The 21,538-nt window shown below is 71.8% G+C and carries 17 protein-coding genes; 10 read left to right on the top strand and 7 right to left on the bottom strand.

Annotated elements, in window-relative coordinates:
• Positions 1–110 precede the first annotated feature (110 nt).
• On the bottom strand, positions 111–1,994 hold the full coding sequence (locus A3862_RS10510) for a methanol/ethanol family PQQ-dependent dehydrogenase (protein ID WP_043386654.1): 1,884 nt from the start codon (positions 1,992–1,994) through the stop codon (positions 111–113).
• Positions 1,995–2,362: 368 nt separating this feature from the next.
• Here A3862_RS10510 and A3862_RS10505 point away from each other — a divergent pair, with 368 nt between their 5' ends.
• From A3862_RS10505 to sorB, 6 genes are all read left to right on the top strand, one after another.
• A complete protein-coding gene (locus tag A3862_RS10505) occupies positions 2,363–3,166 on the top strand; it encodes a trypsin-like serine peptidase (RefSeq protein ID WP_051976220.1) in 804 nt (267 codons plus the stop codon).
• Between the two features lie 215 nt (positions 3,167–3,381).
• Positions 3,382–4,791, top strand: a complete 1,410-nt coding sequence (locus A3862_RS10500; protein WP_111473568.1) for a cytochrome P450 — start codon at positions 3,382–3,384, stop codon at positions 4,789–4,791.
• Positions 4,781–7,240, top strand: coding sequence for a putative bifunctional diguanylate cyclase/phosphodiesterase (locus tag A3862_RS10495; RefSeq protein ID WP_111473567.1), 2,460 nt, complete (start codon positions 4,781–4,783; stop codon positions 7,238–7,240). Before A3862_RS10500 ends, A3862_RS10495 begins: the two co-directional genes overlap by 11 nt.
• Positions 7,241–7,355: 115 nt before the next feature.
• Positions 7,356–8,297 carry an NAD(P)-dependent oxidoreductase gene (locus tag A3862_RS10490; RefSeq protein WP_043352342.1) on the top strand — a complete coding sequence of 314 codons (942 nt, stop codon included), beginning with the start codon at positions 7,356–7,358 and terminating at the stop codon, positions 8,295–8,297.
• 98 nt (positions 8,298–8,395) lie between these two features.
• Positions 8,396–9,604 carry a SorA family sulfite dehydrogenase catalytic subunit gene (sorA, locus tag A3862_RS10485; protein WP_043759524.1) on the top strand — a complete coding sequence of 403 codons (1,209 nt, stop codon included), beginning with the start codon at positions 8,396–8,398 and terminating at the stop codon, positions 9,602–9,604.
• Positions 9,605–9,627: 23 nt separating this feature from the next.
• On the top strand, positions 9,628–9,945 hold the full coding sequence (gene sorB / locus A3862_RS10480) for a SorB family sulfite dehydrogenase c-type cytochrome subunit (protein ID WP_043386636.1): 318 nt from the start codon (positions 9,628–9,630) through the stop codon (positions 9,943–9,945).
• A 43-nt stretch (positions 9,946–9,988) separates the two neighbouring features.
• Here the strand turns inward: sorB and A3862_RS10475 are convergent, their stop codons facing one another.
• The 6 genes from A3862_RS10475 to A3862_RS10450 form a co-directional block, all read right to left on the bottom strand.
• Complete coding sequence (locus A3862_RS10475) at positions 9,989–10,228, bottom strand: hypothetical protein (protein ID WP_043386634.1); 240 nt, start codon at positions 10,226–10,228, stop codon at positions 9,989–9,991.
• A 112-nt stretch (positions 10,229–10,340) separates the two neighbouring features.
• Positions 10,341–11,750 carry an adenylate/guanylate cyclase domain-containing protein gene (locus A3862_RS10470; protein WP_236961944.1) on the bottom strand — a complete coding sequence of 470 codons (1,410 nt, stop codon included), beginning with the start codon at positions 11,748–11,750 and terminating at the stop codon, positions 10,341–10,343.
• A 1-nt stretch (position 11,751) separates the two neighbouring features.
• Complete coding sequence (locus A3862_RS10465) at positions 11,752–13,149, bottom strand: TAXI family TRAP transporter solute-binding subunit (protein ID WP_043352333.1); 1,398 nt, start codon at positions 13,147–13,149, stop codon at positions 11,752–11,754.
• A 12-nt stretch (positions 13,150–13,161) separates the two neighbouring features.
• Entirely contained in the window at positions 13,162–14,109 is a 948-nt protein-coding gene (locus A3862_RS10460) for a DMT family transporter (protein ID WP_043759527.1), read from the bottom strand.
• A 30-nt stretch (positions 14,110–14,139) separates the two neighbouring features.
• Positions 14,140–15,408 (bottom strand): arsenic transporter, encoded by a 1,269-nt coding sequence (locus A3862_RS10455; protein WP_043352329.1) that lies wholly within the window; start codon positions 15,406–15,408, stop codon positions 14,140–14,142.
• Between the two features lie 67 nt (positions 15,409–15,475).
• Entirely contained in the window at positions 15,476–16,699 is a 1,224-nt protein-coding gene (locus tag A3862_RS10450) for a metallophosphoesterase family protein (protein WP_043352327.1), read from the bottom strand.
• A 782-nt stretch (positions 16,700–17,481) separates the two neighbouring features.
• Here A3862_RS10450 and A3862_RS10445 point away from each other — a divergent pair.
• The 4 genes from A3862_RS10445 (at position 17,482) to A3862_RS10430 (ending at position 21,529) form a co-directional block, all read left to right on the top strand.
• Positions 17,482–18,282, top strand: a complete 801-nt coding sequence (locus A3862_RS10445) for a MetQ/NlpA family ABC transporter substrate-binding protein (protein ID WP_043761500.1) — start codon at positions 17,482–17,484, stop codon at positions 18,280–18,282.
• The gene (locus tag A3862_RS10440; RefSeq protein WP_043386625.1) at positions 18,282–19,451 is read left to right on the top strand and encodes a methionine ABC transporter ATP-binding protein; all 1,170 of its coding nucleotides are present in this window, start codon (positions 18,282–18,284) and stop codon (positions 19,449–19,451) included. Before A3862_RS10445 ends, A3862_RS10440 begins: the two co-directional genes overlap by 1 nt.
• A gap of 90 nt (positions 19,452–19,541) precedes the next feature.
• Positions 19,542–20,195 (top strand): methionine ABC transporter permease, encoded by a 654-nt coding sequence (locus tag A3862_RS10435; RefSeq protein ID WP_043352323.1) that lies wholly within the window; start codon positions 19,542–19,544, stop codon positions 20,193–20,195.
• 89 nt (positions 20,196–20,284) lie between these two features.
• The gene (locus A3862_RS10430) at positions 20,285–21,529 is read left to right on the top strand and encodes an SfnB family sulfur acquisition oxidoreductase (protein ID WP_043759529.1); all 1,245 of its coding nucleotides are present in this window, start codon (positions 20,285–20,287) and stop codon (positions 21,527–21,529) included.
• The last annotated feature ends 9 nt before the right edge of the window (positions 21,530–21,538 follow it).

Genomic DNA, 21,538 nt, shown 5'->3' with positions numbered 1-21,538 from the left:
GCGGGGCGCCGTGGCGCCCCGCGCGTCCCGGACCCGGCCCGGAGTCCCGCCGGCCGCTTGGCCGGCGGGATGAAGGCGGGCCCTACTTGAATGGCCCTACTTGGCGGGCCCTACTTGGCGGCGTGCTGCTCGTACTCGCCGACATTCGGGTCGTCGTAGGGGCCCTTGCCGTCCAGCGAGAACACCATCACGCCGCCGCCCATTTGGGTGTAGTTGGCGAGCTTCTTGAAGGCGCCCACCGCGCCGAGGCCGGCGGTCGGGTCGGCGAGGTCGAACACCAGGCCCACGCCCGGCCAGCCGCCGACGCCGTAGTAGATGGCGACGTATTGCGTGCCCTTGTGGGTGTAGGTGATCGGGTAGCCGATGGCGCCCGACGGCAGCTTGAACTTCCAGAGGAGGTCGCCGTTGTCGGAGTCGCGCGCCTTGATGAAGCCGTCCAGCGTCCCGTAGAGGACCAGGTCGCCGGCGGTGGCGGTGGTGCCGCCCCAGACCGCGAAGCGCTCCATCTTCTCCCAGTTGAACTTGCCGGTGATGGCGTTGTAGCTCTTGATCTGGCCGAGGCCCTCGTAGTTCTGCCGGTCACCCTTCGGGCCCGGATACATGTTCAGCGTCGCGCCGACGAAGAACTGACCCGCCCGGTAGGGCAGCATGAAGGGCTCCCAATCCATGCAGATGTGGTTGATGCCCATGTAGAAGGCTTGGCGCTTCGGATCGTAGGAATCGTGCCCCTGGTTGTGGTAGCCCATCGCCGAGGGACAGATGTCCTTGGCGAGGTGGTCCATCCGGGTGCCGTATTCCGGATCGCGCACCGGCGTGCCGGTCTTCAGATCCACCGACTTGAACACGTTGACGGTGTCGTCGATCTTGTTGGCCGAGACCAGCGTCCCGTCCGTCCGGTCGAGGGTGTAGACGATGCCGTTGCGGTCCGGGTGGGTGAGGAGCTTCCTCATCTTCCCGTCCTTGTCCTTCTGGTCGGACAGCATCATCACGTTGACGCCGGCATAGTCCCACTCGTCGTGCGGGGTCTTCTGGTAGCCGAACTTCGCCTCGCCGGTGTCGGCGTCGCGGCCGAAGATCGTCATCGTCCACTTGTTGTCGCCGGGACGCATGGTCTCGTTCCACGGCGCCGGGTTGCCGGTGCCGAAGTAAATCAGGTTCGTGCCCGGGTCATAGGCGTACCAGCCCCAGTTGGTGCCGCCGCCGATCTTCCAGGCGTCGCCCTCCCAGGTCGAGGTGCCGAGGCCCTTCTGGCCGTAATGAGCGTTGTGGATGTTGAAGTCCTTGGCGAGCAGCAGGTCCTCGTCCGGGCCGGTCGCGTAGGCGCGCCAGACCTGCGCGCCGGTCTTGACGTCGTAGGCGGTGAGGTAGCCGCGGACGCCGAGCTCGGCACCCGAGGAGCCGATGATCACCTTGTCCTTGACCACGTAGGGGGCGATGGTGAGCGTCGAGCCGACCTTGATGTCGGAATTCTCGACCTTCCACACCGTCTCGCCGGTCTGGGCGTTCAGCGCCGCCACGTTGCCGTCGAGCTGGGTCTTGAGGATCAGCGCCGGGGTCTTGCCGTCGCCGGGCCAGTAGGCGAGGCCGCGGTTGACGAGATCGCAGCAGGCGACCGAACGGGCGGCCGGGTTCTGCTTGGGCTTGTCCTGCCACAGGATCTTGCCCGGGTCGTCGAGGCCGAGGGCGAAGGTGTTGTTCGGGAACGAGGTGTGGATGTACATGACGCCGTCGACGACGAGCGGCGCGCCCTCGTGGCCGTTGAGCAGGCCGGTGGAGAACGTCCAGGCCGGCTTGAGCTGCTTGACGTTGCTCTTGTTGATCTGGGTCAGATCGCTGTAATTGTTCGAGTCGTAGTTCTTACCGGGCATCACCCAGTTCTCGTCGCTCTTCGATTTCTCGACGAGCTTGTCGTTGGCCTGCGCCACGCCCGCCATGGCGACCGGCGCGAGCGCCATGATCGCCAATGCCGAGACGGAATTCCGGAGCCTGATCATCCTGCGTCTCCTCGCCGGACTGCCACGCCGTTTGGCCTCGCAGTCATCGTGGTGTTCATCCGATGGCGACACGTCTTCCGACGACAAATCCGCTTTCAGCATCGCGATATCCCGGCTATTTCCAGTATTCGCTAGGCTTATGAAAGACTTATTATCGTTGTGCGCCACTCGATTATTCGCACGGCTTGTAATGCGTGTCTTTGCAAAACGAAACATTTCTTTTCGGGACAATCTGGCAATACGCCACCGGAGATTTGGTAAGATCATCGAGGTCTTGACCGATCGCCGACATCCATCCCAGACAAGCGGAAACGATATGCGGGCGTGCGGGCACGGTGCCGTCCGCCGACCCGCTCCGGGAGGACGCGATGGGTCTTGTCACGGGCGGCGCAGGCCGCTTTCTGGCGCTGGCGACCTGTGTCGCGATTCCGGCCACGGCGGCCGGGACCGGCGGCGGACAACGCCTCGCCGCCCTCTACGCACAGGACGGGCGGCGCGAACTGACGGGGGCGGATCTGGAGCGCTTTACCGGCGCGGGCGTCCTGTGGTGCCGCCGCCCGGACGGGATCCCCCAGAAGGCCGCCGCCGCCTGGCTGATCGGGACCCGCTCCCTCGTGCTGATGAACGCGCACAATTTCCGCAATCGCCAACTGGAGGTCACCCGCACCGTTGCCGATTGCTACTTCCAGATCGCCGGCCGCAATTACGGCTTCGCGCCGGACTTTCTGGAACTCGGCATCGAGCCGGAGGCGCGGCGCCTGCACATCACCGACGACTGGGCGCTCCTGCGCCTCGCCGAGCCGGCCGAGGCACGGCCGCAGCCGATCCCGGACGCCCCGCACCTTCCGACCGGCGACCTGACGCTCCCGGTGACGATGGTCTCCCCCGCCGGCCACGAGAACTACCGCGGTCAGAGCAGCCGGGAATCCTGTGCCATCCGGCGGATCGATCCGCCCAGCGAGGGCGACATCCGCCGCGCCCGCCACGACTGCAACGACGGCTACGGAGGGTCGGGCTCGGGCCTGTTCGACGAGGCCGGGCATCTCGTCGCGATGCAGAGCGCGTCGCTCTCGATGAACCAGCGCCACGCCTTCGACATCGAGTTCCACTACGGCTCGGCCCTGCTGATCGAGGGCCGGCTCCGCGAGGCCCTCCGGGCGCAGGCCCGCTAGGGCCGTCGGTCTGACCCGCCCGCCCGGCATCCGCTTCGGCGGCGCGTGCCGGATCCGCCGTCCGGCCGCACGGCTTCCCGGAGGCATTCCGGTAAGCCTCCGGTAAGCAACGCGGCGATTTCCGCACCGCCCGGGCGCGAATGCCTCGACGGCGGCGCCGAGGAGCGCCAAAACTTAACGTTGAGCCTCGAATCTGGTCCCGCGAGGGTGCCGGGATGCCAGCGGTCGGAACGTTCAGGGTCTGCGAGCCGGGAAGGCTGCCGCTCACGGAGGCCGTGGAGGAGGCTGTGGCGGAGGCGATCGCCCTGCCATCGGTGCTCGTCACGATGCTGGGCAGCCTGATCGAGGCTTGGCCCCGGCAGATCTACACACAACCCTTGGTGACAACGCGCTTCCTCGGCCAGCGCACCACCTACGTCTGCGACCCCGGACACATCCGCAGCCTGCTGGTCGATCAGGCCGAGGCGCTGGAGCGGGAGCCGTTCATGCTGCGGGCCCTCGCGCCCGCCCTCGGCTCGGGCGTCCTCACCGCGGACGGTTCCCACTGGCGGGGGCAGCGCAGGACCGCCAGCCCGATGTTCCGCCCGGACCGGGTCCGGAGCTTCGTGCCGGCCATGGCCCGGGCCGCCGCGGCGACGCGGACGCGCTGGCACGGCGCCGATCCGGCCGGGGCGGAGCGGGACGTCCTGCACGAGATGATGCGCACCACCTTCGAGGTGATCGTCGCCACGATGGTGTCGGGCGATCCCCATCTGGAGGTCGAGCCGTTCGGGCGCGCGATGGACGCCTATCTCGGCCAGACCAGCTGGAAGATCGCCCTCGCGATGCTGCGCGCCCCGGCCTGGGTCCCGCATCCCGGGGCCCGGGGGGGCGCGGCCGCGGTGCGCCACCTGCGCGGCGAGGTCGCCCGGACGATCGCGCGCCGCCGGGCGCGCGGCGAGCCCGGCACCGACCTCCTCGGCCTCCTGCTGGAGGCGCGGGATCCGGAGACCGGACAGCCGCTCCCCGAGGCGCGCGTCGTCGACAACCTGCTGACCTTCGTGGCCGCGGGCCACGAGACCACCGCCCTGGCGCTGGCCTGGACCCTCCGGGTCCTGGCGGAACACCCGGAGGTGGAGGCGCGCGTCGTCGCCGAGATGGCGCAGCTCGGCGACGATCCCGCCGCCGATCCCGAGGCCGCGGACCGGTTGCCCTACACCCGCCAGGTGCTCCTCGAGGTGATGCGCCTCTATCCGCCGGCGCCGCTGATCGTGCGGCGGACCCGGGCGCCGGTCCGGCTCGGGGACAGGGTCGTGCCGGCCGGGCAATCGGTCCATGTGCCGGTCTACGCCCTGCACCGGCATGCCCTGCTCTGGGACAGGCCGGAGGTGTTCGATCCGGATCGCTTCGCCCCCGAGCGGGCCGCCGCGCGCGACCGCTACGCCTACCTGCCGTTCGGAGCCGGCCCGCGGGTGTGCATCGGCATGAGCCTCGCCCTGACCGAGTGCCTCGTCATCCTGGCGACGCTGCTGCCCGCCTTCCGCTTCAGACCGGTCACCCGGGCGATGCCCGCGACGCAGTTCCGCGTGACGCTGCGGCCCAAGGGCGGCCTGACGATGAGGGTCGAGCCCCGCCATGTCGCGTGAGACGTCCGCCGCGGCGGCCGGCCCGGCCGGCGGGCCCGATCCGGCCCGGCAATCGCGGCGCCGGACGGGATCGCTGCTCGGCCGCCTCCGCGGCCCCGACACGGTCGACGCGCTGCCGAACCGCTACCGGCTGCAGGTGCGCACCGGGCTCCTCGACGAGACGCTGAAGCTCGCCACCTACTCGGCGGTGACGCACCTGATCATCGCGCTGGCCGTCACGTACTTTTTCTGGGGCTCGGCCTCGCACACCTATCTTCTCGGCCTGCTCGCCGTGGTCGCGGCGCTGATCACGGCAACGACCTACACGACCTGGCTCTACTGGCGCGCCTATGCCGGCACCGCGTCCGAACGCAGCGTCCAGTGGGGCTGCCGGATCTCCGCAGGGCTGGCCTTCGCCCTCGGCCTCGCCTGGGCGACCATGCCGGTCGTGCTGTTCACCCCCTGCAGCAGCGAGGAGCGGCTGCTCGTCGTCGCCATCGTGGCGGGCCTGATCTCGGACGCCTACGTGGTCGGGCCGCTCCTGTCGGTCTCGTACCTGTTCGCGGTCCCGGTCATCGTCGGCAGCTTCGTCGGGCTCGCCCGGTCCGGGGAGCCGATCGCGCTCAGCATCGGTTTCCTGCTCACCGTCTACGCGGTGTTCGTGGTGACGAGCGTGCGCCGCATGAGCCGCCTGTCCTGCCAGCGCATCCTGGACCGGGTGCGCGTCGAGGATCAGAGCGAGACGATCGGTCTGCTGCTCAACGCCTTCGAGGCGAATGCCAGCGACTGGCTCTGGGAGACGGACGAGACCGGGCAGTTCCAACACGTCTCCACCCGGATGGCGGATGTCCTGGCCCGCCCGGTGGAGACGCTCCAGCACGCCCGGTTCCAGGCCCTGCTCGCCGGGCGGAGGGAGGCGCCGATCGAGGCCGATCAGAGCGTCGACCTGCTGGAGCGCCTCCGCGGGGGCACCCCCTTCCACCAGCTCCTGATCGCCGTCGACACGCCGGCCGGCCGGCGCTGGCTCCGGCTCAGCGGCAAGCCCTTCCTCGACCAGGGAGGGCGCTTCGCAGGCTTCCGGGGCGTCGGCTCGGACATGACGGAGGCCCGCCGGACGGAAGCGCACATCGCCTTCCTGGCGACGCGGGACCCGATGACGGGCCTGTCGAACCGGGTCATGTTCCACGCGGTCGCGTCGGAGGCCTGCGCGGCAGCGGTCGCGCAGGGGCCGGCCCCGGTGGTCAGCCTGCTCTACCTCGACCTCGACGGCTTCAAGACCGTCAACGACAGCATCGGCCACGCCGCCGGCGATGCCCTGCTGGGGCAGGTCGGCGATCGCCTGCGCGCCCTGCTCCCGGCCGACGCGCAGGCGTTCCGCCTCGGGGGCGACGAGTTCGCGATCCTGCAGCGCGGCCGGGATGCCGCGGCGGCGCAGGCCCTGGCCGAAGCCATCATCGGGGCCCTGCGCGAGCCCTACCTCATCGACGGCGTCCGGGCGGAGATCGGCGTCAGTATCGGGATCGCCTGCGCGCCCGCGGACGCGACCGATCCCGAGGATCTGCTCCGGAAGGCGGATCTCGCGCTCTACAGCGCCAAGGAGGCCGGCAAGGGGCGCTGGCGGGACTTCGACAGCGGCCTGGAAGTGCGCGTGCAGCGCCGGCGCGAACTCGACGAGGCGATGCGCCACGCCATCGCCGACGGCGAGATGACCTTGCACTACCAGCCGCTCGTGAGCCTGCAGGACGGCCACGTGGTGGGCTGCGAGGCGCTGCTGCGCTGGACCCGGCCGGGCCTCGGTCCCGTTTCGCCCGCCGAGCTGATCCCGATCGCCGAGGGAACGGGCTTCGTGGTCACGATCGGGCGCTGGGCCCTGCGGCGGGCCTGCACGGAGGCGCTGACCTGGCCGGCAAGCCTGCGCGTCGCCGTCAACATCTCGTCGGTCCATTTCCGCCGGCCCGACTTCTTCGCCGACGTCGCGGCGGTCCTGGCCGAGACCGGCCTGGCGGCGAACCGCCTCGAGATCGAGATCACCGAGTCGATCTTCCTGGCCAACACGCCGCACGTGCTGGACAATCTCCGCTCCCTGCGGGCGCTCGGGGTGCGGATCGCCCTCGACGATTTCGGGACGGGGTATTCCTCCTTGAGCTACCTGACGCAGTTCCCGGTCGACAAGATCAAGATCGACCGCGCCTTCGTCCGCGACCTGAGCAGCCGCCCCGAATGCCTGACGGTGATCGCGGCCATCATGGTCATCGCCCGCGACCTGGGCATCGACGTCACGGTCGAGGGCGTCGAGACCGAGCAGCAGGCCGAACTGCTCCGGCTGCGGCGCTGCGACAGCGCGCAGGGCTTCCTCTACAGCCCGGCCCGGCCGCCCGGGGAGATCCCCGGCCTGATCGAGCGCATACGGATCGCGTGCGCGCCGCGCACGGCCGCTCCGGCGGAGCAGACCGTCCGCGCGGTCGCCTGAAGGAGCGCCGGAATCGGCCCGGCCGCGTCGCGGGCGGGGACGGATCCGTGTTGCCACGCGCCCGGGAACGGCTCTAGCGGGGGGCGACCACGCGGAACCGGGGAACAGGCGCGCCATGCCCAAGGTCGTCATCAGCGAATTCATGGACCCTGCGGCGATCGCCGCCGACCTGTCGGGCTTCGACACCCTGTACGATCCCGGACTCGTCGACCGGCCCGAGGCACTCGCCGCCGCCGTGGCGGAGGCCGACGCCCTGATCGTGCGCAACCGGACGCAGGTCCGCGGCGCGCTGCTCGCGGGTGCCCGACGCCTCCGGATCGTCGGGCGTCTCGGGGTCGGCCTCGACAACATCGACGTTCCGGCCTGCCGGGCGCGGGGGATCACGGTCCAGCCGGCGACGGGCGCCAATGACGGCGCGGTCGCCGAGTACGTCGTCGCCACCGCGCTGCTGCTGCTGCGCGGGGCCTATGGGGCGAGCGAGGCGGTCGCGGCGGGGACGTGGCCGCGCAACGCCCTGATGGGGCGCGAGATCGCCGGCAAGCGCCTCGGGCTCGTGGGCTTCGGATCGATCGCCCGGGAGACCGCCCGCCGCGCCGCTGCCCTAGGCATGGCGATCGCGGCCCATGACCCGTTCCTGGCCGCCGAGGATCCGGCCTGGACGCCCCCATACGGTCCGGTGCGGCGCCGGGATCTGGAGGCGCTGATCGCGGAGAGCGACGTGCTCTCCCTGCACGTCCCGCTCACCGCGGAGACCCGCGGCCTGATCGACGCGACCGCCCTCGCCCGGATGCCCGCGGGCGCCGTGCTGATCAACGCCGCCCGGGGCGGCATCGTCGACGAGGCCGCGGTGGCGGCCGCCCTGCGGTCCGGGCATCTCGGCGGCGCGGCCCTCGACGTGTTCGACCGCGAGCCCCTCGACGCCGCGGCCGGCGCCCCGTTCGCGGGCGTGCCGAACCTGATCCTCACGCCCCACATCGCCGGGGTGACGCAGGAATCGAACGTCCGGGTCTCGGCCGTCATCGCCGCGGCGGTGCGCCGGCATCTCACGCAGGGCTGAACGCGGGGGGATCTGGGCCTTTCGCCCGGCGCAGGCTATCCCATGGATCCGGCGCCGCGCGACCGAGGCTGTCGGGGCAGACCGGGAGGGAGCAGGGGATGACCGATCCGGCACGACGGGCCTTCCTGAAGAGCGCCGCGCTCGGTGCCCTGGCGGCGGGAAGCGGCCTGCGGCCCGCCTGGGCCGGAGAGGACGCGCAGCTGCCCTTCGGCAACGGCGAGCGCCCGCTCGTCGCCTATCCGGGCAAGCGGCCGCTGCTGCAGACCACCGCCCGGCCGCCCCAGCTGGAGACGCCGTTCGCGGTGTTCGACGAGGGCGCGATCACGCCGAACGACGCCTTCTTCGTCCGCTACCACCTCGCCGACATCCCCCTGGAGATCGACCCGGAGGCGTTCCGGCTGACCGTGGGCGGCCATGTGGAGCGACCCGTCGCGCTGTCGCTGTCGGAGCTGAAGGCGCTGCCGGGCCGGACCGAGATCGTGGCGGTCAACCAGTGCTCGGGCAATTCCCGCGGCTTCTTCGAGCCCCGGATGGCCGGCGGCCAGCTCGGCAACGGCGCCATGGGCTGCGCGCGGTGGACGGGGGTGCCGTTGAGAAGCGTGCTGGACCGGGCCGGCGTGAAGGCCGGGGCCGTACAGGTCGCCTTCAACGGGCTCGACCGGCCTGTGCTGCCCGAGACGCCGGACTTCGCCAAGGCGCTCACCCTCGACCAGGCCGGCGACGGCGCGGTGCTGCTCGCCTGGGGCATGAACGGCGAGGACCTGCCCTGGCTCAACGGCTACCCGCTCCGCCTCGTGGTGCCGGGCTATTACGGCACCTACTGGGTCAAGCACCTCGATACCGTCACGGTGCTGGACAAGCCCTTCGAGGGCTTCTTCATGAAGACCGCCTACCGCATCCCCGACAATCCCTGCGCCTGCACCGAACCCGGCCAGGCGGCCGCCGCCACGGTGCCGATCGGGCGCCTCAACGTGCGGTCGTTCCTCACGAATCTGGCCGACGGCGCGCGCGTGACCGCCGGTCCGGTCTCCCTGCGGGGCATCGCCTTCGACGGCGGCTCCGGCATCCGGACGGTCGCGGTCTCCACCGACGACGGCGCCACCTGGACCGAGGCCGCGCTCGGCCGGGATCTCGGCCCCTACGCGTTCCGGCCCTGGTCGCTCACGGCCGCGCTCACGCCGGGCGCCCACGCGATCCGGGTCCGAGCCACCGCCAACGACGGCAGCAGCCAGCCGACGGCGTCCCGCTGGAACCCGTCCGGCTACATGCGCAACGGCGTCGAGACCACCCGGGTGCAGGCGGCGTGAACGCGAACGGGAGGACGAACGGGATGCGTATGCTTCTGCTCGGCGCGATGATCGGGGGCCTGACGGCCGGCTCGGCCTGGGCCGCGCCACGGACCTACGCGGTTCCGGACCCGACCGCGCAGCTGCGGCCGCCGAAGGCGGACAGCCTGGCTGCGGGCTACGAGGCGGCCCAGGCCAATTGCCAGACCTGCCACTCGGTGGACTACATCGCCACGCAGCCGCCCGGCCGCGGGAAGGCGTTCTGGGATGCCGAGGTGTCCAAGATGATCAAGGCCTACCACGCCCCGATCGAACAGGCCGATGCCGGCGCGATCGCCGCCTATCTGGCCGATACGTACTGAGAGGCCTGGAACGACGCCCCGGCCGGAAACCCGATCCGGGTTGTCAGCGCAGGGCGAGGGCCTGTGCGGCGTGCGTGGCGACGGCCTGAACGGCCGGAAGATCGTACGCGTAGACGCGACCGGCCAGGATCGCCAGGGCCAGCGTCCAGAACACTGCACCGCCGACGCGACGGGCCGTGCGGTCACCGGCCGCGGTGGCCGGGCAGGCGCGGGCGACGCCGTCGGCGACGGGCTCGCCGAACGGATCGAAGGCCGGCGACTGGTTTTCGGAGGCGCTGCGCATGATGGCGAATGTCGCGCTCGGCCTGTCCCTTCGCAATGGACGCGTCTTTCGTATTTCTCTGTCCGGGGAGATGCTTGTTCTCTATCCGCCATCGGCGGCAGACAGGTTCTTCTCAGACCGCCGTTCCTGCCGCCGGAAGCGGCACATCTTCGTCTCCACAGGGCGCCGGCGCGGCCGGCCCCGGGCCGGCGGGGGTATGATAGGCCATGCGCTCCCGGCGTCCCCGCAGGGGCTCGCGGCTGACCTCGCGCCACGCCTCGACCGGGGCCCCGGCGGCGCGCCGCGCGGCCTCGGAGACCAGGATCGGGACACCGTGGAGCTTGGTCGCCTGTTCCAGGCGGGCGGCGACGTTGACCGCATCGCCCAGCACCGTGAACTCGTAGCGCGCCTCCTCGCCGATGATCCCGCAGAACACCTCGCCGTAATGGACGCCCACGCCGATGCGCACGGTCCCCGTGGGCCCGGCTCTGTCGGTCCAGCGGGCGATCACCGCGACGAGATCCTGGGCGAAGGCGAGGGCACGGGCGGCATCGTCAGACCTGGGCTCGGGCAGGCCGAACACCACCAGGGCACCGTCGCCGATGAACTTGTCGACCACCCCGCCCCGGAGGCGGGCGAGGCGCGTCACCCGCCGCCGGAAGGCGGACAGGAACTCGGAGAGCCGGTGCGGATCCAGGTTCTCGGCCAGAGTGGTCGAGCCGCGCATGTCGACGAACACGATGGCGGCCTGCTGGCGGCGGCCGGCCTTCAGGCTCCCGTCGCCGTCGGCGAGCCGCAGGACCAGCTCCTGCGGCAGGAACCGCGACAGCCGGTTGCGGCGGGTCGCCTCCCGCAGGGCCGAGACGGCGAACAGCACGAACAGGACGGCGAGGGCACCGACCATGATCCAGAGGGCGAGGGCGATCCGGGACACCGTCGCCTGCCGCCGCTCCATCCTGTCCGCCTCGTACGTCTCCATGCGGCGCACGCGGTCGCGGATCGCGTCCATCACCTGCTTGCCGCGTCCGTCCGCCACCGAGGTGTGGGCCGCGGCGCTGTCGCCGCCGCGCATCAGGGCGACGCTGGCACCGAGTTCGTCGAGCTTCTCGCGGATCAGGGCGGCCAGGGTGTCGAGTTCGGCCCTCTGGTCGGCGTCATCCTGGACGAGGTCGCGCAGCCAATCGAGCTGGCGGTCGACGTTCAGCCGGCCCTCGGTGAAGGGCAGCAGGAAGGCCTCGTCGCCGGTGAGCAGGTAGCCGCGCTGGCCGGTCTCGGCGTCCTGCACCGCCGACAGCACCCGGGCGAGGCGCCCGTCCACCGCCACGGTGTGGCGCACGGCGTCGATGCCGCGCTGCTGGTAGACGAAGGCGCCGAGCGCGATGGCGGTCATCACTAGGATCGTGGCGAAGCCCACCGTCATCCAGGTCACGGTGCGCGAGCGCAGGGATCGCTGCACCCGCGCCTCGACGCGGTCCCGGACGGAGGCGACGTCCGGCGCGGCCTCGCTCCGGTCCGGCGCGGGCACGGTGGCGGGACCGGACATGTCAGGCCCCGCCCGCGCCGTGCAGCCGGACGGACCGCCCGATCCGCCCCCCGCCCTCAACCGCCTGCGTCCGGCAATCCGCGATGGTCGCCCGCGCCGTGTCGATGGCGACGGACGCCGCCGACAGGATCCGGGTGTCCGGCTCCCGCTCCCGGGCGTAGCGCACCACGTCCATGGCCAGCGCGTCGACCTCGACGGTGAGCGCCTCGATCGCCGCCGGGTCGCGCAGCGCCCGGGCCTGCCCGGCGATCTCCAGGAGCCGGTCCATGATCTCGTCGATGCGCTCCCGGCGCAGGCTGGCGAGGCGCTTCCGGATCCAGGCGAGCACCGAGACGAGGCCGCCCGCCAGCGCGCCCAGGAGGTAGAGGGTGTCGCCGTAGCGCTCGATGAAGCCGTGCTGGTCGCGCTCGTAATAGTCGATCGCGCCGGGATGGATCGGGATCCGGGCGCTGGTGGCGGCCACGGTCGTGTCGTAGGCCGGGGCCTGGACGTACTCGGCAGCGTCGGTGGCCAGCGCGGCGGCGCTGCGCTTCTCGAAGAGCTGCTGGGTCACGTCGGCCGCCACCACGCGGCTCAGGGAGGCCCGGGCCATCAGCCGGTACGAGGCGCCCACCGTCTTCACGTCGTCGGCCGGCAGCTTCGGGCGGCCGCCGAACAGGCCGCCCGGGACGGTGACCGCCTGGAGCCGCGGGAAGCGCTCGATCACCGCGCCGTCATCCTCAACGGCGACGAACGCCACCTTGCCGCCGCGGGCGACGCCCTGCACGGCCGAGACCAGGGCCAGCGCCTTAGGCGCCGAGGGGGCGATGATGCTGACGAAGGCGTCGATCCGCCTCTCGCGGAAGGCGCCGGCCACCGCCTCCTGATCGACCGGGACCAGCAGGACCGTCGAGTCCCGGGCCGGGCCGGCGGCCTCCTCCAGGGTGAGGCCGTAATAGCCGAGGAGGTTCCGCAGCAGCCAAAGGTCGGCGTCCCGGTGCGCCGCGATGCCGAGCCGCTTGCCGGCGAGCTTCGGGAAGCTCGTGATCCCGGCCTGCTCGGGCGAGGCGATGACCATCGCCTGGTCGCGCAGGATCGCCAGGGTCAGCCCGTTCGTCGGCAGCAGCACGTCGGGGCGGACGACCGCGAGGTCGGCCCGGCCGTCCTGCAGGGCGGCGGCGCTCTCGCGCACGTCGTCGAAGGACAGGATCTTCAGGCGGACATTCTCGTGGGCGGCCTCGAGCGCGTCCGCGTAGGCCTTGATCAGGCCGGGCTCGGTGCCGTCGCGGGGCGCGACCGCGATGGTCAGGACCGTCGCCTGGAGCAGGACCCACGCCGCGATCCCGCCCGCGCCCAGGAGGGCGGCGCCCGCCAGGAGAAGCATTTCCCGGCGCAGCAACCAGGCGGGCAGGCTCCACATCGGTCCGGATGCTCAGAACAGCGAGATCAGCACGATGCCGGCCACCATCACGGCGGCGCCGATCAGGCGCGGCGGGCCGGCCTTGACCTGCTTCATGCCGAACCAGCCGAAATGGTCCAGGGCCACCGAGGTCAGGAGGTTGGCGGTGATCAGCAGGCCGTTGAACGCCCCGGCCCCGACCTTGTCGACGAAGAGCAGCCCGGCGAACACCGCCACCGCCCCGGTGATCCCGGCGAGCGGCATCCACCAGCGAACGCCCGCGATGTCGTCCCGGGTCGGCAGCGGCGACGGCCGCAGCAGGAACATCAGGGCGAACACGAACACCACGGGCACGAACGACACCGTCGCGGCGAGCCAGGGGTTCTCCAGGGCGCCGCGGAGCTGCGCGTTCCAGACCACGCCGATCGCCATCAGGGCGCCGGCCACGAGGATGAACGGGTAGAGCAGCTTGCCCGACATCCCGTGCCCCTCGCCGTGCCCCTCGCCGTGCCCCTCGCCGCCGTCGCTCCTGCCCCCCGAGCGCGCGATGAAGATCACGCCCACGGCCATCAGCAGGCCGCCGAGCCAGGGCATCGGCTTGAAGCCCGCGGCCTGCAGGCCGAACAGGCCGAGCGCGTCCATCGCCAGGGAGGTGAGGATGTTGGCGGTGAGGGTCAGGCCGTTGAACGGCCCGGCGCCGACCTTGTCGATGAAAGCCAGCCCCCCGAACACCGCCACCGCGCCGGCCAGGCCGCCGAGGGGTGCGTACCAGGGCATCTTGCTCAAGCTGTCGAGGCTCGGCAGCGGCGTCGGCATCGTGAAGAACAGGGTCGTGAACACGAAGACGATCGGCAGGAACGACACCGTCGCGGCGAGCCACGGATTGACCATGCGGCCCCGCAGCTGCGCGTTCATGGCGTTGCCGATCGCCTGCAGCGCGCCCGCCACCAGGATGAAGGGATAGAGGAGGGCTGCCGTCACGGGCGCGGACCTTGGGTTTCCGGGAAGGGATCAGACGAGGAGCAGGCCGGCGAGCGCCAGCGCGAGGGCCGGCGGCATCACCAGCAGGCCGAGCTTGAGGAAGGTCCAGGCGCCGACATCCTGGCCCTCGCGGCGGATGGCGGTGAGCCAGAGGATCGTGGCGAGCGAGCCGGTGACCGAGAGGTTCGGCCCGAGATCGACGCCGATCAGGATCGCGCCCGCGACCTTCTCGGGAACGTGGGCGGCCTGCACGGCGGCGCCCGCGATCAGGCCGGCCGGCAGGTTGTTGACGAGGTTGCACAGCACCGCGACCAGGCCGCCCGCCCCCCAGGCGGTGGCCTCCGGAGCGGCGTGGGCGTAGCCCTTGAGGAGGTCCGCCAGCATCGCCAGGACGCCGGTCTTCTCCAGCGCCTCCACCAGCACGAACAGGCCAGCCACCAACGGCAGCACGCTCCACGACACGTCCTTGGCCACCTCGACGAGGCCGCCGCGCTTGAGCAGCAGCACGACGATCGTGGTGGCGAGCCCGGCCACGAAGGTCGGCAGGCCGAGGTCGAGGCCGAGCGCCGAGGCGGCGATCAGCACGCCGCCGGTGGCCACGATGCCGATCCCCGCCACGAGGCCGGTGCGGGACAGCGACACGGCCTCGACGTCGGTGGCGACCTCCTGCCCGCGCAGGGTCTTCGCCTGGGTCAGCCGCAGCACCGCGTAGGTCGTCGCGATGGCCAGCAGCGAGGGCAGGGCGAACAGGCCGAGCCAGCGCACCAGCGGCGGCATGTGCTCGGCGAAGACCACGAGGTTCGCCGGGTTCGAGATCGGCAGCACGAAGCTCGCCGCGTTGGCGATGAAGGCGCAGATGAACAGGTAGGGGAGGGGGTTCTCCACCTTGGCGGCCTTGGTGGCCGCGTAGACGGCGGGCGTCAGCACCACCGCGCAGGCGTCGTTCGACAGGAACACCGTGACCACGGTGCCGACGAGATAGACCAGGGTGAACAGCCGCGTCGCCGAGCCCTTGGCGGCGCGCACGGCGATCGAGGCGAGCCAGTCGAACAGGCCCTCCTTCCGGGCTACCTCCGACATCAGCATCATGCCGACGAGGAACAGGTAGACGTCGGTCCCCTTCAGGACGCCGTCCCAGGCGGTGGCGGGGGCGAGCAGGCCGAGGGCCACGAGGGCGCCAGCGCCGAGCACGGCCCAGATCGCCTCCGGCCACGCGAACGGCCGCAGGATGACGCCGAGGGTGGCGAGCGCGGCGATCGCCCAGGTCGCGATATTGGGGGTCAGCGTCAGCGCGCCCATCGGGTCCGGTGGTCCTCTGGTGGAGTGGATCGTGCGGTGCGGTGTGCAGCGATTCGGGTGAGTCCGGCTACCAGGGCCGGCCGTTGCGGTTCGGGCCGAGCTGGTCGCCCCGAAGCCCCTTCTGCGGCCAGGCGGGGAGCCGGGTGGCGTCGCTGCCGGGGCGATCGGGTGCGGGCGGCGGGACGAAGCTCCGGCCCACGGGCTCGATCACCTCGGTATCGGCCTGCCCCGTGCCGTCCGTGACCGTGACCGCGAGGCGGCGGGCGCCCTCCGGCCAGGGAATGCGGGCATGGACGGTGCGCGGCCCGTCCGGCACCATCGCGTGGGGCCGCCCGTCATCGACGCGCACGCAGCAGCACCAGTCGCCCTGCGGCCTGTCCGACAGCACGAGGGCGCGCACGGAGATCCGGCCGTCCGCCATGGCGAGGGGCGCCGTGGCGAGGCGCCGGTCGGCGGGGCTCGTGATCATCACGAAGGGCAGCGCCCGGTCGAGGGGCTTGAACCGCCAGCTCGTGACCGGCCCGTCGATCGCCGCGACCGCGTAGCCCACCGAGCCGTCCTCGTTCTGGCCGACGGAGCGGGCCGCCGCGTAGAGGGTGCGCCCGTCCGGGGCGAGCTCGTTGTAGTGGGTGTGGCCCATCTCGACGAGGCGCACGCCGTGGTGGCGGATCAGGCCGGCCAGCGCCGCCTTCTCGTCGGGCACGCAGAGATCGTCCGGGTAGGTGTGGGTGAAGACCGCGCAGGGCCGGCCCTCCTCGTCGGCCCGGGCCAGCTCCTCGGCGAGCCAGGCGAGCTGGCAGGGGCCGAGCCGGAAGTCGAGGCCGAACCCCTTCCGGCCGTAGCCGGGGCTGACCATGTCGAGGAACAGGCAGCGCACGCCCGCGAACGTCTCGGCGAAGTAGTAATGCGTGACGGGGGCCGGGTCGTGCGGGCGCGGCAGGTCGTGGCGCCGCGCCGCGTGGCCGCCGCCGCGGGGGCTGCCCGCCACCGCGGCGAACAGCGCGTCGAAATCCGTCATCGTGCCGTGCTGGCGGTCGTGGTCGCCGGCGATCAGGCGCACCGGCAGGTCCGGGTGCCGGTGCAGGGCCTCGCGCAGGACCGCGTATTGCTCCGCCCGCCCGTCCTCGGCGAGATCGCCCGGGAGGTAGGCGAAGTCGAGGAGGCCGTGTCCGTGCAGCCCGTCCACCTCCGCGAGGATCGCCCGCAGGTCGGCGGCATGGGGGTCGGAACTCCGCTCCAGATGGAGATCGCCGACATGCGCGAAGGCGAAGACACCGTGATCTGCGGTCATGGCGCGCCCACGGGGCCGGACACGGCCGCGTGGGCCGCGCGCGCTCTGTCGTTCCCCTGCGCCATCATGCTCCCCGGACAGGCCAGCCCGCCCCGGCCGGGGATCGGCCGCGGTGGTCGCGACCGGCCCGACGTTTCGGACACGGCCGGGTTCCGGATCCGGGATGATGCCCGCGGTGGCGGGAGCCTACATTTTCGTGAGTCAGGGCCATACGCGCCGTCGAGCCGGGAAAGTGTCGCGAAAACAGACACTCGATGTCTTCTCGCGCGACAGATCTGCGGGGATCGCCGTCGGCCGGGGACGCGGACGTCGGGCGCGGTCCCCAGGCTGTGCCGGCGTCGCCTGGGTGCCGCCCAACGGGGCACGGAATCCTCCCGCGCAGGCTCATCCCCCGGATCCAGGGCTATCGGTCGCGGCCTGTTCGCGGACGAACGCGGTCTTGGATGAGCCACGGTTCGTGCTCGATGACCGGTACGGTCCCGATCCGACGGGCACTGGTCCGGTCTCGTCCGAGACGAGGCTCGAGAGGCGCCGTACGGGATGCACGCAGCATCCGCATCCCCCTGACCGGGCCTTCCGGAGATCTTTCATGTCGATAAACGATCATCTTTGGAATTTCGGATCGCGTTGAGCTGATCTAGACTTTCTCAAGAAGCTCATCCGGACAAGATTGTGCCTATCGAATCGATGGATCGCCCGCGCCTGCGCGTCGGATGCCGACCGTTGTCTCGCGGCTCCACATCCGGAATTGCCCGATCATTGCCCCGCCGGAGTCCTGCCCGATGAAGATCCTGCGTCTCCTCGCCGTCGCGGCGCTCTGCCTCGGCGCATCCTCCGCCGGGGCAGAGGCCCTCCGGATCGGCGTCGTGCCCGGGGCCTACGGCGATGCCGTCACGGTGGCGGCCCGGGAGGCCAAGGCGGAGGGCCTCGACGTGAAGGTGGTCGAGTTCAGCGACTGGACGACGCCCAACGTCGCGCTCGATGCCGGCGACATCGACGTGAACTTCTTCCAGCACCGCCCCTTCATGGAGAACGCGGCCAAGCAGAAGGGCTACGCGTTCGACATCGTCGGGCAGGGGATCCTGTCCAATATCGGCCTGTACTCCCTGAAGCATAAGCGCCTCGACGAGATCCCGGTGGGCGGGTCGGTGGCGCTCGCCAACGATCCGGTGAACCAGGGCCGCGGCCTGCTGCTCCTCCAGAAGGCCGGGCTGGTCAGGCTGAAGGACGGTGTCGGCTTCCTCGGCACCCTCGACGACATCGTCGAGAACCCGAAGACGCTGCGATTCACCGAGGTCGAGGGACCGCAGCTCGCGCGGATCACCGGCGATGTCGATCTCGCGCAGGGCTATCCGCATTTCATCGTGGCGGCCGGAAGCTTCGACCCGACCAGCGGGCTGATCTATTCCGGCATCGAGGACAAGCTGTTCACGGTCAGCTTCGTCACCAAGACGTCCCGCAAGGACGACCCGGCGATCCGGAAGTTCGTGACCCTGTTTCAGAATTCGGACGCCGTGAAGCGGCAGATCCGCAAGTCCTTCGCCGACAGCGACAAGCTCTACCTGCTGGCGTGGCAGAACTGATGGTCGGCCTCGTCTTCGACAGCCTGCACACTCCGGGCACGCCGGTCGCGACCGGACGGCGGAGTCCGGGCGCCGCGGCCACCGCCCCAGGTCCGGCCGCAGGTCCGGCCGCAGCGCCCGGCCGGAGGCCCGGCACGGTACGGTTCGAGGCGGTCTCCAAGACCTATCCGTCCGCCGCCGGACCGGTCCGCGCGCTCGACAGCGTCGACCTCGCCATTCCGGCGGGGGCGATCTTCGGCATCATCGGCCGATCGGGGGCGGGCAAGTCGAGCCTCCTGCGCATGGTCAACCGGCTGGAGGCGCCCACCTCCGGCCGGGTTCTGGTCGACGGCGCCCCCGTCGATGCCCTCGACACCGACGGGCTCGTGGCCCTGCGCCGGCGCGTCGGCATGATCTTCCAGCACTTCAACCTGCTGGCGGCCAAGACCGTCCGGCAGAACGTGGCGCTGCCGCTGACGGTCGCGGGCGTCCCCAGAAGCGCGATCGGCCCGCGGGTCGCGGAGGCGCTGCGCCTCGTCGGCCTGGAGGACAAGGCCGACACCTACCCGTCGCGGCTCTCCGGCGGCCAGAAGCAGCGGGTCGGCATTGCCCGGGCCCTCGTGAGCGATCCGGAGATCCTGCTCTGCGACGAGGCGACCTCCGCCCTCGACCCGGAAACCACGCTGGCGATCCTCGACCTGCTGCGCGACATCAACCGGCGCCTGGGGATCACCATCATCCTGATCACCCACGAGATGCACGTGATCCGCGAGATCTGCAGCGACGTGGTGGTGCTGGAACGGGGCCGGGTGGTCGAGACCGGGCCGGTCTGGCGCGTCTTCGGGGCGCCCGAGCACCCGACCACGCAGGCGCTGCTCGAACCGCTGACCCGCGGCCTGCCGCCGGATCTGGCGGACCGGCTGCAGCCGCTGCCGACACCCGGCGGATCCGCGATCCTGCGGATCACCTGGGCCGGGCAGGGGACGCCGGATCTCTCGGGCCTCGCCGTGGCGGCCGGCACGCCGGTGCGCCTGCTCCAGGCCGGCATCGAGCGGATCCAGGGCCACGCGGTCGGCCGGATGCTGGTCGCCGTCCCGGGCGCGGATCCGGACGTGGAGGCGCGCCTGCGGGCGCTCGGCGGGGCCGTCGAGAGGCTCGGCTACGTCGCCCCGGAAGCGGAGGCGGGGTGAGGCGACGATGGGCCGCCTTCCCCGCGGAATCCGGCAGAGACTCCGCCGCGCAAGCGGTTCCCCCTCGAACCCACCGACCCGGAGCCCCGCATGACCCCGCAGATGATCGACCGCCTCTGGCAGGCCTTCCTCGACACCGGGCTCATGGTCGGGGTCTCGGCCGGGATCGCCGTGCTGGCCGGCCTGCCCCTGGCGCTGTTCCTCGTCATTTCCGGGCCCGGCGGCATCGTCCCGGCACCGGCGGCCAACCGGGTGGTCGGGGCCGTGGTCAACGGCTTCCGGGCCGTGCCGTTCATCGTGCTGCTGGTGGCGCTGATCCCGTTCACCCGGCTGGTGGCCGGCACCACCATCGGCGTCTGGGCGGCCATCGTGCCGCTCGCGGTGAGCGCCACCCCGTTCTTCGCCCGGATCGCCGAGGTCTCGCTGCGGGAGGTGGATGCCGGCCTGATCGAGGCCGCCCAGTCCATCGGCTGCCGACGCCGGCACATCCTCGCCCACGTGCTCCTGCCCGAGGCGCTGCCGGGGATCGTCGCGGGCTTCACCATCACGGTGGTGTCGATGATCGGCGCCTCCGCGATGGCCGGGGCGGTGGGCGCGGGCGGCCTCGGCGACGTCGCCATCCGGTACGGCTACCAGCGCTTCGACACCACCGTGATGATGGTGGTGATCGCGATCCTGATCGCCCTCGTGTGCGTGGTCCAGTTCGCGGGCGACACCGCGGTGCGGCGGCTCCGGGCCCGCTGACGGCCCCGCGCCCCGGCACGAGGCGGCCCACACCCGAGGCCGCATCCCTGAGGCTGAACCCATGAGCCTGCACCCATGAGCCTGCACCCATGAGCCTGGACATGGACGAATCCGTCGCCGACGGGGCGGCCGAGCCGATGCCCCCGCCGCCGTCGCCCCCGCACCGGATCGGATCCGACGCCGAGGCGATCGCGGCCGCACAGGCCGTGGCCCGGATCTTCGCGGCGGGCGCGGCCGAGCGCGACCGCGACCGGCGCCTGCCCTGGGGGGAGATCGCGGCGTTCACCGACAGCGGGCTCGGCGGCCTCACGGTGCCGCGGGCCCATGGCGGCGCGGAAGTCTCTTACGCGACGCTGGCCGAGGTGTTCACGATCCTGGCCGCCGCCGACGGCTCGGCGGCGCAGATCCCCCAGAACCAGTTCGGCGTCCTGGCGCTGGTCGCGGTCGCCGCCAGCCCCGCCCAGCAGGCGCGGATCTACCGCGACGTCCTCGCCGGCCACCGGATCGGCAATGCCGGCCCCGCCCGCAACGGCAAGGCGATCACCCGCGTGGAGACGCGGCTGACATCCGGGCCGGCGGGCCCGCGCCTGAGCGGCCACCGCTTCTATTCCACCGGCGCACTCTTCGCCCACTGGATCCCGACCCGCGCGGTCGGCCCCGACGGAGGACCGCTCCTGGTCTTCCTGCGCCGGGACGCCCCCGGCGTGCGGGTCGTGGACGACTGGCAGGGCTTCGGCCAGCGCACCACGGCGAGCGGCAGCGTCCTCTTCGAGAACGCCCCCGTCGAGGCGGATCTGACGATCGACCTCGCGCCCCTCGCCGGGCGCCCGGGCCTGTTCGGGCCGATCTCCCAGCTGATCCACGCGGCGATCGATGCCGGCCTCGCCCGGGGCGCAGTCGCCGCGGCCCTCGACTTCCTGCGCACCCGGACGCGGCCCTATCCCTTCACCGCCGAGACCGTCGCGGAGGATCCCCACATCCTCGGCGAGGTCGGACGGCTCACGGTCGACCTCCACGCCGCCGAGGCGGTCCTGGCCCGGGCCGGCCGGACCCTGGACCGGATCGCCGCGGCCCCCGTCACCGCCCAGAGCGCGGCCGAGGCCTCGGTGGCGGTGGCGCAGGCGAAGATCCTCACCACCGAGGTCGCCCTGGAGGCCTCCGAGCGGCTGCTCGAACTCGCCGGCGCCTCGGCGACCCGCGACGGGTACAATCTCGGCCGGTTCTGGCGGGATGCCCGGGTCCATACCCTGCACGACCCCGTGCGCTGGAAGTACCACCTCCTCGGCAACCACGCCCTGAACGGCGTGCTGCCGGCCCGCCACCAGTGGAACTGAGGATCGGGC

Source organism: Methylobacterium sp. XJLW, from assembly GCF_003254375.1.
GTDB classification, from domain to species: domain Bacteria; phylum Pseudomonadota; class Alphaproteobacteria; order Rhizobiales; family Beijerinckiaceae; genus Methylobacterium; species Methylobacterium fujisawaense.
Note: the sequence above shows the minus strand (reverse complement) of the source record. Positions and strands in the feature narration are given on the sequence as shown.

Coding starts and splice junctions, on each gene's coding strand:
- A3862_RS10500 (WP_111473568.1), top strand. CDS start 3,382: ATGCCAGCGGTCGGAACGTTCAGGGTCTGCGAGCCGGGAAGGCTGCCG.
- A3862_RS10430 (WP_043759529.1), top strand. CDS start 20,285: ATGAGCCTGGACATGGACGAATCCGTCGCCGACGGGGCGGCCGAGCCG.
- A3862_RS10465 (WP_043352333.1), bottom strand. CDS start 13,149: ATGTGGAGCCTGCCCGCCTGGTTGCTGCGCCGGGAAATGCTTCTCCTG.
- A3862_RS10435 (WP_043352323.1), top strand. CDS start 19,542: ATGACCCCGCAGATGATCGACCGCCTCTGGCAGGCCTTCCTCGACACC.
- sorA (WP_043759524.1), top strand. CDS start 8,396: ATGACCGATCCGGCACGACGGGCCTTCCTGAAGAGCGCCGCGCTCGGT.
- A3862_RS10455 (WP_043352329.1), bottom strand. CDS start 15,408: ATGGGCGCGCTGACGCTGACCCCCAATATCGCGACCTGGGCGATCGCC.
- A3862_RS10470 (WP_236961944.1), bottom strand. CDS start 11,750: ATGTCCGGTCCCGCCACCGTGCCCGCGCCGGACCGGAGCGAGGCCGCG.
- A3862_RS10495 (WP_111473567.1), top strand. CDS start 4,781: ATGTCGCGTGAGACGTCCGCCGCGGCGGCCGGCCCGGCCGGCGGGCCC.
- A3862_RS10510 (WP_043386654.1), bottom strand. CDS start 1,994: ATGATCAGGCTCCGGAATTCCGTCTCGGCATTGGCGATCATGGCGCTC.
- sorB (WP_043386636.1), top strand. CDS start 9,628: ATGCGTATGCTTCTGCTCGGCGCGATGATCGGGGGCCTGACGGCCGGC.
- A3862_RS10505 (WP_051976220.1), top strand. CDS start 2,363: ATGGGTCTTGTCACGGGCGGCGCAGGCCGCTTTCTGGCGCTGGCGACC.
- A3862_RS10475 (WP_043386634.1), bottom strand. CDS start 10,228: ATGCGCAGCGCCTCCGAAAACCAGTCGCCGGCCTTCGATCCGTTCGGC.
- A3862_RS10490 (WP_043352342.1), top strand. CDS start 7,356: ATGCCCAAGGTCGTCATCAGCGAATTCATGGACCCTGCGGCGATCGCC.
- A3862_RS10440 (WP_043386625.1), top strand. CDS start 18,282: ATGGTCGGCCTCGTCTTCGACAGCCTGCACACTCCGGGCACGCCGGTC.
- A3862_RS10450 (WP_043352327.1), bottom strand. CDS start 16,699: ATGACCGCAGATCACGGTGTCTTCGCCTTCGCGCATGTCGGCGATCTC.
- A3862_RS10445 (WP_043761500.1), top strand. CDS start 17,482: ATGAAGATCCTGCGTCTCCTCGCCGTCGCGGCGCTCTGCCTCGGCGCA.